Origin of the sequence: Clostridium sp. RTP31139st1_H3_RTP31139_211217 (assembly GCF_040227035.1) — a bacterium.
Classification (GTDB): Bacteria; Bacillota; Clostridia; order Clostridiales; family Clostridiaceae; genus Clostridium; species Clostridium saudiense.
In genome coordinates, this window is sequence record NZ_JBCOAB010000077.1 from 1 (window position 1) to 10,533 (window position 10,533).

The following is a 10,533-nucleotide window of genomic DNA, read 5'->3' on the forward strand; positions in this document are numbered from 1 at the left end:
TGTCTTGGATACAAGACACCGTTAGAAGCATTTAACGAAGAACAAGCTAAGTGTTGCACTTAGCTTGACAATTCGTCCCTCTAAAAATTGTATTACCTATTAATAGTCTACCAAATTCAGCTATATTATTTTCAAAATCAATATTATATAAAGCTATAGTTCCAACTGGAATTTCATCATAATAAATCATAAACATCTTATCATTTATATTATTTTTATATTTTTCATACCAATTTTCTTGTTCTTCTTTTGTTATATATTTATTATCTTATTTACCTTATCTTTAATTTCATCACTAATATTCTCAGTTTCTTTTAATACAAATATTGATACTCCAAATTTAGTATTATATATGTCATTTATTCCTTCTATATCACTTTCATTAACTACAGCAACTGTTACATCAGTGTAATCCGTTGTACCAACTTATATAGTTTCTCTATCTGTGAAAAAATAACTTCTAGTTCTTTCGGTACAAGCAATCTTTAATGATTTCATGCCTATTCATCCTTATGTCTTTTTAGTTTATCTATTTATAATTTACTTAATATAAAAATTATATTATATGTATATTTTATTAATTAACATCATAATTATATATTTAGCAAATTTTAATGTAAATGCTATACTGAAAAACTATAATAAATAATTATAGCTAGCTTAAACCATTTCCTTAATTATAAAATAAATTTAATCAATTAAAATTAATACTAAAATTAAAGACTGCATAAAATACCAACGGGTTCCGTTTTGGGGTGCAAAAGTTGCTAATCAAGTTAAAATCTCAATTAAAATCACATGTGAAATCACACTAAGATTCACATGTGATTTTTTTTATTAAATTGTTTATATTGCTTATTTTAGGGAATAATTATAATATATAATTGATTTAAAATCACATAGTAAATCACAGGGCAAATCACATATAAAATAAAAAAATAATAGTTTTATTATCTTTGTGAATAGGTATGTGATTTTATATGTGAATACATATGTGATTTATACCTAAAAGAAAGGAGTTGCGGAGGTGAAGTATATAAAACCTAAAAAAGAAAATAAGAAAAAGGTTTCTTTGGAATTATCAACAAGAACACTTGCCATATTAGAGCATTACTCTAAATACACTCAATATAGCCAAGAAGAAATACTGGATATGTTTTTATTAAACCTATTAGAAGATATTGATTTTATAGAATGGGTTAATAAGCAAAGATACAATAAGAAAATACTTGCTTCATTGTATGATACCATTAGCGATTCGGAGTTGAAAGATAATGAAACTAAAGAGATTGTCAGATAAAACTGTTAGTAACGTAAAAGTTATTCCACCTATTACTCAAGAAGAAGTTAATGAGAGGGAAATAGACTATGCCACTTTATCAAAGATGGAGTTTTCGAGAAAATATGGATACCTTCTATATAGCCCAGTAGAATTAGTTGTTGATAAAAAGTCTTATAACATTCAAACTAACTTTTGTGCTAATCCTTTTTGTAAATGGTATGGTAAAGAGCAATTCAAGTATAATAACCTAAAAGGGAAGCCTTCTCGATATATGATTACAGGAAAGACTTTTAAATCAATAAAGTGTAGTGATATTAATGATGATACGATTGATAAACCTGTAATAATAAGTTATGCGGCTCCTTATTCAAATTGGGCAATGGCAGAAGAAATTAAAAGGTTAATAGATATTAACACTACAGTTCCTATTGAGCCATATTATATATTCCATAAAGAAGATTGTTGCGAAAAAGATTTAAATCCGTTTGATAATCCTAATAGTTTTTATAGACGTGGTAAAAGTTCAAGCAACTCTCAAAAGTATCAGTGTAAATTATGCAAAAAAATTGCAAATGTCTTACCAGAGCAGAAAGAATGTTTTACTTATTATCAAAAGAAGAATGATATACTCCCTCTATTTATGAAACTAATATTAAGCAGAACTCCTGTAACAAGAATATGTGAAATATTAAATATTGGCAGTAGCACTTACTACAATAAATTAGAGTGGTTATATAGAAGGTGTTTAGAATTTCTTGAGAGATATGAAGATAAGAAATTAAAGAACACTCATTTCGATACGTTATGGCTTAACACAGATAAATTCACTTATCATCTTAACAATGTTAGAAAAAGGGGACATGGTAAAAATTCTATTTTGGAAAAAGAGAAGCCATTGTTTCCTACAAGCATTATAGCGACTACAGATTCGAGAAGTAGATATATATTTAGAGCAGATGTTGCTTTTGATTTTACTACATCCGTAAACGAAATTAAAAATGACTATATAAAATATAAGGAAGATAAGTTGAATACATATTTGCAAAAGACAAGTAAATATAAAGTATCTAAAACAACTACCGATTCTGCTTTAAGTGAATTGGAACTTTTTTTAAGAGATTTAGAAGTTAGAAAATCATATATAGATGGGTTTCATGTTAATTCAACATACACTACTTATGCACATCATTGGCTAATAAATAACTCATTGAACGTTGATAAATTATTTATAGTTACAGATGAAGATACTGCTCTATTGACTTCTCTTTTAAGGATACATAACGAAGGTGTTTCAAAGAAAGATACTCATATTTTTACCTGCAAGGTTGATAAAGAATTAGATAAGAATGAGGCATATAAACAATATTTAACTCATAAAGAAAATATTAAATTATGGCAAGAGGCTAATAATTTAAAAGAAGGTTTAGGTAAATCAGCAATAGACCTATTGGCTCATACTATATTTAATAATGATATATATACAACAGAAACAATTAACGGAAAAGATTATGTTGTTGGAACTAATAATTCTATCCCTCATCCATTTCCTTATAAGGATGAAGGAAATAGATATATTAATTGTGTTACAGATTTATCTAACCTTAATTGTTATGAATTAGCAGAGATAATGTACAAAATAGATTTGAGGTCTATAAATACTTTTTTCAATCAGATAAGAAGAAAGGTATCAATATTAGAAAGACCATTGTCAGGTGGCAGAGGGGAAGGGAAAAGTTATATATATGCTAATTTTAACCCTAAATATGCTCAATACATGATAACTATTCTAAGAACATATTTAAACTTCTGTGAGACTTATAAATATAAAGGTGAGGAAATAACTCCTGCTATGAGACTTGGGATAGCAAAAAAGAAATATAAAATAGAGGATATACTATATTTTAAATAAGTATAATGCGAAATATTGTAAATTTAGGCTTAAAAAAAATACAAATAACTCTAACATAAAAGGATGTCCAAGGGACATCTATGGTAGAAAATTTATAATCAAACTATTAAAAAGGTATTACATTTGAAGATGTAGTACCTTTTTTATTGTTAGAATATGTGAATATTTAAGGTATTGTATATAACAATATAATCATGGGTTAAAAGGGTCTATATGTATCGTTACAGTCTGTATAGTAAGTTTTTAAGGCAATATAAAGAAATACACCTACTATATCAAATTAAATTGATTTAGCAGGTGTATTTTAGTTCTTAATATTTAAAGTTTGATTATGAAATTTGATTATATAACCAAACTCAAAGTCTTTAATTATAAGGTTTAGATATTCTTGATTATACTTTTTACCCTATATTCACTACATACATCCTTTTAAACCGCAATACTTTAAGATTGTTTATTGAATCTACTAAGTGATTTGGAGTTTTATTGTAATTTTTTATTATAAAGTTGCAATAAAATTATTTACTCCATGAGCTATAGTAGCTGATAGTACACTATTATTTCCAGCCTTATATATACCTACAAAATAAATATGCATAATCATTTTAGGAATTACTAATATAAAAACCTGAACAAAAGTAAGATTACTTTGAGCTAATATAAAAGGTATATGAATGATTCCAAAGACAAAAGCTACCACCAATAAATTTACATATTTATTTTTTATCAATCCTTGTAGTCTTTGTTGAAGAAACCCCCTGAAAATAATTTCTTCTACAAGTGCGATTTCAATCAACATATATAAGAAACTCCAAATTGACATTGAGTCTAAGTTAATATTAATACCTGATTTCCAATTTAAAATTAATAATATTAAGTATAGTGGTATATACAGTATTACACCTATAATTATTTGCTTTAATATCTGGTTTTTATTAAAACCTATTGATTTTAGACTTTGTTTTCTATACTTCAATATAATAAAAATAGGGAATACTTCAAAAAAACTTAGTGGAATCTGAAATAAAAATTTTGCAAATAATCTATTATTAAAATAACTTGCAAATTTATCCCATAATGCTAAATCAAATACTATGTACCTACCTATAGCTGTAGAAAAAAATACATAACCAATCATAAATACAGCTAAAAATCCATCAACTTTACTAACACGTAACTCGTTGTCACATTTATTGAGTATATTTTTCATATAATATATTCACTCCTAAACTCTTAAAATATTATCAGATTCACTAATACTAAAACAACTATTAATGAAATAAATACTTCAGCTATAACTCGTCCTGATTTTGCAAAGTAGTCATTCTTATATTTATATCCTATAAATAAAGAGATTAATAATATAACTAAAGAGATTAATGTAACTAATAACATTCCTTGGAACGGAAAGGTTATATTAATTGAGCTTAAAATATGTTCTCCTAAATATTTGCCATCCCAAGCAGTAAGTGAAAACATTCCTCCCAAAATTGAAAGTATTAATGAAATACTTCCTATACCAATTTTTTTAGAATTGTTCATTTGTCTCATAAATTTCTCCCCTCAAATTATATTTAAACTTTTATGAATAATTTATTACATTATCTCGTTTTACTTTAAAGTTACTCATCATAATTTAAATCTGTTATTATATATACTTTTACTATATTTACTTATTGTAATTATTAATTAAAAATACCGCCTCATCATAATTGTCTTTGTTGACATATATATAATATTCATAAGAATACTTTAGATTTTCACCCATACTACCAATTCTTCCACGAGTGCTATCAAATGCAGATGATGTGGTTCTATTAACTGTTCTAAAATCATATTTTATTTCTCTTTCTGATAAAATATCCTTAATTCTATTAAAGTCATCTATAGAAAATCCGTTATAAACCTCTTTTCTATTCCAAATAAATATCATAAAAACTTTTCCCCCTTTTATTTTTATAAACTTATTTAAATGAATACTTTATTCGTATAACAATACAATCGTTTATATTATAGTTTGATACTATTATAACATAATTTTCTATTTAATTCTAAATATTCCTTCTATTATTAATATATATAATAAAAGATTCTAAATCAAATAAATGATTTAGAATCTTAGTGATTTATTACGTGATTTAGTATGTGATTATAACTGTGATTTGTTATGAGATTTTATATCTTTGCACCTCAAAACGGAACCCGTTGATAAAATACATATTTTTTAAATTCATTTTATGCAATCTTAATTATTTATATTATTTATTTTAAACTATATATGGTAAAATAAAAGTAAATTCTGTTCCTTCATTTAATTTACTTTTTACATTAATTTCTCCACCATGAAGTTTTATTACCGATTGAGTTAATGATAATCCTAATCCAATTCCATTTTTTGAATAACTATTAATTCCTTCACATCTATAAAAGGGTTTAAAAATTTCATCATAATCCTCTTCCTTTATACCACTTCCAGTATCTATTACTTTTACTTCAATAGTATTTAGATCTTGATAACATAATATATCTATACTTCCATTAATTTTGTTATATTTAATAGAATTTTCAATTACATTATAAAATGCCCTATATAACATAATTTCATTTCCCTTTATTTTATTTTTTATATTATATGAATTTAATTTTAATTTTATATTTTTTTTATTGGCAATAATAGATAAATCATCAACTATATCTTCTAATATCTCATCTATGCTAACAATTTCATTTAAAGGTGCATTTTCCTGTCTTATTATATCTAATAATGTTTCTATTATTAAATTCATCTTTAATATAGACTTTTCTACAACCGCCAAAGTTTTATCATATTCCTCTAAACTTTTACAATTACTGCTTTTTAAAACATCTATATTTGTTTTAATTACTGCTAATGGAGTTTTTAACTCATGTGCCACACTAGAATTAAACCTTTTTTGTGATGCAAATGCATTTTCTAATTTTGCTATCATTTTATTAAAAGAAATTGTAAGTTCTTTAATTTCATCATTTGCTCCCTTAATACTTAAATTGGAATTTAAATTATCCTCATTTATTTTTTTTATATTTTTATTTAATTCTACAATTGGAATTAAAGCATTATTTACTACAAAATAAGTGCACATTCCACCAATAGTTACTACTAAAATAAATGCAATTATTGAAAACCAATAAATTCTTGATGTTGTCTCTTCTATAGCTGATTCTATTGATATCTTATCAATTTCATCTTTAAAATCACCATTTAAATCTATTTTAATATCTTCTGTATTTGAATTAATTATTCCTTTTAGCTGTGGAACTGTATGCCTTACATCATAATTAATACTAAAAAGAAGAATTCCACTAGTTATTGTCATTATTAATACAGTAAATAATGTAAGTTTCCATTTTAACTTTATTTTTATATTATTCACTAGTTATACCTCCAAATAAATATCCAACTCCTTTAATTGTTTTAATCATATTTTCATTACAACTAACAGCTGTTAATTTTTTTCTAAGAGAATATACATGAACTCTTATTACTGTTGTAAATGGGTCTGTATTTTCATCCCAAACATGATTTATCAATTCTTCGGAACTTATAACTTTATCTTTATTTTGAACTAGATATTTTAAAAGTGAATATTCTTTCAATGTTAAATTAAGAACTATATCATCATATGTAACTTTGTGTTTAGATACGTCTATAGATAACTTTCCCTCTTTTAAAATTGAAGGTTTACTTTCAAACTCTCTTCTCAAAAGAGCTCTTATCCTTGCCGTTAACTCTAAAAAATCAAATGGTTTTACTAAATAATCATTAGCTCCTAAGTCTAATCCTTTTATTCTATCCTCAATTTCTCTATTTGCAGATACAATTATTACTCTTGTGTTTATATCTTTTTCTCTAAGCTTTTTTAATATATAAAATCCATCTACCTTTGGCAAATTTATATCTAAAACCAATAAATCATATGTATTTAAACTTAAAAAATCTAAAGCATCTTCTCCATCCATTGCTACATCAACGGCATAACCTTCATTTTTTAATCCTCTTTGTAGAGCATGTACTATATCAGCTTCATCTTCTACAATTAATAATTTCATCACATATTCCTCCTATTTTATAAATAAAATGGAGCTATCGCACCCTGAAAAATTATACACCATATATTGTACTATTTATTCTTAATGCGATAGCCCTATTTGTTAATAATTATAATATACAAATTTTAATTATACTACAAGGAGTTTATTATTATTATTATTATTAATTTTATTATTTTTTATTTTATTTATTCAAAACCTGCTGCCTTTACTTCTTCTCTGAATTTTTCATCAAAACCAGTTACTTCTACATTTTTTCCATCAACTGTTAAGCTTAACCCATTTTTAAGGTTTGCTAAATCCTCTTCACTTAATTCAAAAGAAATATCATCATTACTTCCTTGATAATTATTTGAATTACTAATTGAATTATTATAAGAATTATTATATTGATTACTATTTACTACTTTATCAACACCATTATTGGTATTTTTGTTACTATTATATGAACTTTCAGTTTTATTATTGCTTGATTTGCTTGCTACACTATTACTTGCTCTTCCTCCAGCAAAACTTAATAAACCTACTATTGTTAGCGCTAATACTCCAAATATTAATGATTTTTTCATATCTTATCATCCTTCCTTACATAAAACTTTTCTGATAACTTAATTTATTAATTATTTTATTTCTTAGGTTATCTCTTCTATGTTTTTATGATAACAAATCCAATGTAAAATCATCGTTAATTTTTAAAAATATTTATATATTATTTGTGAACTACTCTCCAATTATAGAAGTGGGAGCTTCTTGGTGAATATACCTAGCGGTAATAAATAAATATCTTTCCACCCAACTCACATTTACGGTGGAAAATAGGTGGAAAGATATATTTTTTAATACATATAAACTTTTATAAATGTCTATATTACTTAACTAACCTTACTACCGTCTCAGCATGTGATGACTGCCGTTCGTAGTTAAACTTTAGAAGGAATATATAGCTTTGTATATTCCTTCTTTTAAACCTATTCTATAACCTCATTAAATTTAACAAATAACGCCTTTAAACCTTCCATAAGTTTATTATACATAATCTCTGTTTCATCAAACCTATTTATACTAAGACTACTTACAATATTATTTTTTAATTTTTCAACTTCATCTGTTGATACTAAATGGAAGTATATAATTCTTAAATCATTTAATAAGTATAATGGAGCTATTATTTTTCTCAATTCATCTTCATCTGAAATATACTGACTTAATATAAACTGATAATATTTTATTGATTTCCATTGCTTATAGTTTTTATCTTTTTTTCCTACATTGTTTTCATAGTAATTTTTAAAATTAGATATATTAACAGCTTCAATCAATATTTTATGTAAAGCACTTATTACAGGTTTCACTTCTAAATCACTATATGTTATAGGCTTGTTTATATTTTCTATTTCATTAATGACTTCTTTATCTAAATGATGTAAATCCAATGAATGTTTTTGCTTTAATGTATCATACATTTTATTTCTTAAATTTATTATTTGTCTTTCTATAATTGGGTCACTCCAAATAACCTTTAACTGTGCATCATAAAACTCTGAATCAATAATTCTATGGTCTGATTCAATATTATTTATCTTTAAATAATTTTGTGTTGCGCTATCTAACTTATCTAAATCTCCCAACCAAAAAACAACCTTTTTATTTGTATTTATACCAAATGGTATTTCAAATTCATCTTTATATCCCAAAACTCCATATGTTTCTGAAAATATGCTTAACGTATATTCTGGATGATGCATAAAGTATATTAAACACTCTTTATTAAAAAAAACTGGAGCTAAAAAACCATCTCCCATAAGCGCATGAAGTCCCGTTATATTATCATAATCTCTATAATCGTATTTAAAGTTTATTTCCTCGCAAAAAGAATATCTTTTATTAAGATTTCGTGGTTTTGAAATAACCTTTGTGTTACCTCTACGCAATAGCTCATAATACCCTTCTGCTACTATCTTTTTAGAATGCTCTGATAAAAACTTCTTTCCACAACTTTGACATTCTAACTGTGGAAAATCTTCTATAATCAAAGTTCTCATGTCAATTTCTATTTCATACTTTTTTAATACTAATTCTAACTTAGAATTACACTCTTTACATATATCTGTAGTATAATCTTTATTCTCTTCATAAAACTGTTCATATGTTATGCTTCTCATAGCTCCCCCTTATTTAATGACTAACGTCATATGCAGTATTATAATTATCAGTTTCTATATTATGATATAAGATAGTTTTAAAGTCCTTAATTACATCTTCACCTATAGAATCATAACTTCTATCACACTTTGGACATACTAAAATCCCATTTGAGTAATATATATTATGATGTCTTCTCTTATTACTTAATCCACAACCACATTCACATATTGTTCTAAGATTTTTTATACTATAGGTATCATAATATTTACTGTATTCCCATTTAAAATACCATCCTTTATAGGTATCTTTTGTATAATTTATCCACTTGGGATTTTGTTCTTCTTTTATCTCCAATACCTTAATGTATATTCTTAATACTATGTATAACAATATAATTATCAATGCTATCATTTTTATTGAAATTTTATAATCTAATATTATCTTTATTATATTTACTATATACTTAATTGCATCTACAAAATCAATCTCTAAAACTGGATATGAAAGTGTAAAGGCAATTTATATATGTGAGGACTGTAGTAATTGCAACTATAAGAGTCAATGCATTAAAGGAAATAATTCTAAAATTCCATTGGAGAAAAGAACTAAAAAATTTGAAACTTCAAAAAAGTTTAATCGACAAAGGAAAGAAGATTTAGAAAGAATTATTACAGATGAAGGTATTTTACTTAGAATGAATAGAAGTATTCAAGCAGAAGGATCTTTTGCACAAGTAAAACATGATATGAATTTCAAAAGATTTATGTGTCGTGGTCAAAAGAATGTTTTAGCAGAAAGTATTCTACTTGCTATTGCTCATAATGTTAATAAATTACATAATAAAATACAATATAACCGAACTGGTAAGCATTTGTTTGCGCTAAAAGAAGCTTAATAGTTAAATTTTTCAAGTTTTTTCTGTTAGCTTTATTAAAGTGCGTCTATTTTTAAATAATATCTATCCATATCATAAAATATCCCTTAAATTTTATAAAAGTATATAAAAGGAACTATCGCTAACAGATTTTTTTTAAAATGGACCCTATATAGTAGACACTCAAAAAAAGAGTATCTATCTATATAGAGTCTTTTTTTGTACAATAAATTA

Annotated in this window: 11 protein-coding genes and 1 pseudogene; 3 read left to right on the forward strand and 9 right to left on the reverse strand. The window is 25.1% G+C overall.

All coding sequences use genetic code 11. From position 1 onward, the window contains the following. Window positions 1-46 precede the first annotated feature (46 nt). On the reverse strand, window positions 47-190 hold the full coding sequence (locus ABUA17_RS17845) for a hypothetical protein (RefSeq protein ID WP_156327497.1): 144 nt from the start codon (window positions 188-190) through the stop codon (window positions 47-49). Window positions 191-1,027: 837 nt separating this feature from the next. Between ABUA17_RS17845 and ABUA17_RS17850 the strand changes: the two genes are divergently transcribed. Next, window positions 1,028-1,300 (forward strand): hypothetical protein, encoded by a 273-nt coding sequence (locus ABUA17_RS17850; protein WP_195951842.1) that lies wholly within the window; start codon window positions 1,028-1,030, stop codon window positions 1,298-1,300. Next, entirely contained in the window at window positions 1,275-3,191 is a 1,917-nt protein-coding gene (locus ABUA17_RS17855; RefSeq protein ID WP_195951843.1) for an insertion element protein, read from the forward strand. Before ABUA17_RS17850 ends, ABUA17_RS17855 begins: the two co-directional genes overlap by 26 nt. A 499-nt stretch (window positions 3,192-3,690) precedes the next feature. On the opposite strand, the gene ABUA17_RS17860 is transcribed toward ABUA17_RS17855, so the two are convergent. The 8 genes from ABUA17_RS17860 to ABUA17_RS17895 form a co-directional block, all read right to left on the reverse strand. After that, the gene (locus ABUA17_RS17860; protein WP_195951844.1) at window positions 3,691-4,401 is read right to left on the reverse strand and encodes a CPBP family intramembrane glutamic endopeptidase; all 711 of its coding nucleotides are present in this window, start codon (window positions 4,399-4,401) and stop codon (window positions 3,691-3,693) included. Window positions 4,402-4,424: 23 nt separating this feature from the next. Further along, window positions 4,425-4,742, reverse strand: coding sequence for a hypothetical protein (locus tag ABUA17_RS17865; protein WP_195951845.1), 318 nt, complete (start codon window positions 4,740-4,742; stop codon window positions 4,425-4,427). 118 nt (window positions 4,743-4,860) lie between these two features. Continuing rightward, a complete protein-coding gene (locus tag ABUA17_RS17870; RefSeq protein WP_195951846.1) occupies window positions 4,861-5,124 on the reverse strand; it encodes a hypothetical protein in 264 nt (87 codons plus the stop codon). Between the two features lie 334 nt (window positions 5,125-5,458). Beyond that, the gene (locus tag ABUA17_RS17875) at window positions 5,459-6,604 is read right to left on the reverse strand and encodes a sensor histidine kinase (RefSeq protein ID WP_154821394.1); all 1,146 of its coding nucleotides are present in this window, start codon (window positions 6,602-6,604) and stop codon (window positions 5,459-5,461) included. Beyond that, window positions 6,597-7,280: a response regulator transcription factor gene (locus ABUA17_RS17880; RefSeq protein WP_042402969.1), complete on the reverse strand. Its 684-nt coding sequence runs from the start codon at window positions 7,278-7,280 to the stop codon at window positions 6,597-6,599. The genes ABUA17_RS17875 and ABUA17_RS17880 overlap by 8 nt, the downstream gene beginning before the upstream one ends. A 188-nt stretch (window positions 7,281-7,468) precedes the next feature. Next, window positions 7,469-7,849: a hypothetical protein gene (locus ABUA17_RS17885; RefSeq protein WP_042402972.1), complete on the reverse strand. Its 381-nt coding sequence runs from the start codon at window positions 7,847-7,849 to the stop codon at window positions 7,469-7,471. A gap of 399 nt (window positions 7,850-8,248) precedes the next feature. Beyond that, window positions 8,249-9,442, reverse strand: coding sequence for a YgiT-type zinc finger protein (locus ABUA17_RS17890; RefSeq protein ID WP_055277907.1), 1,194 nt, complete (start codon window positions 9,440-9,442; stop codon window positions 8,249-8,251). Window positions 9,443-9,455: 13 nt separating this feature from the next. After that, a complete protein-coding gene (locus ABUA17_RS17895; RefSeq protein WP_207743388.1) occupies window positions 9,456-9,836 on the reverse strand; it encodes a hypothetical protein in 381 nt (126 codons plus the stop codon). Between the two features lie 67 nt (window positions 9,837-9,903). Here ABUA17_RS17895 and ABUA17_RS17900 point away from each other — a divergent pair. Then, window positions 9,904-10,320: pseudogene (locus ABUA17_RS17900) on the forward strand (transposase); the annotation flags it as partial. Between the last annotated feature and the right edge of the window lie 213 nt (window positions 10,321-10,533).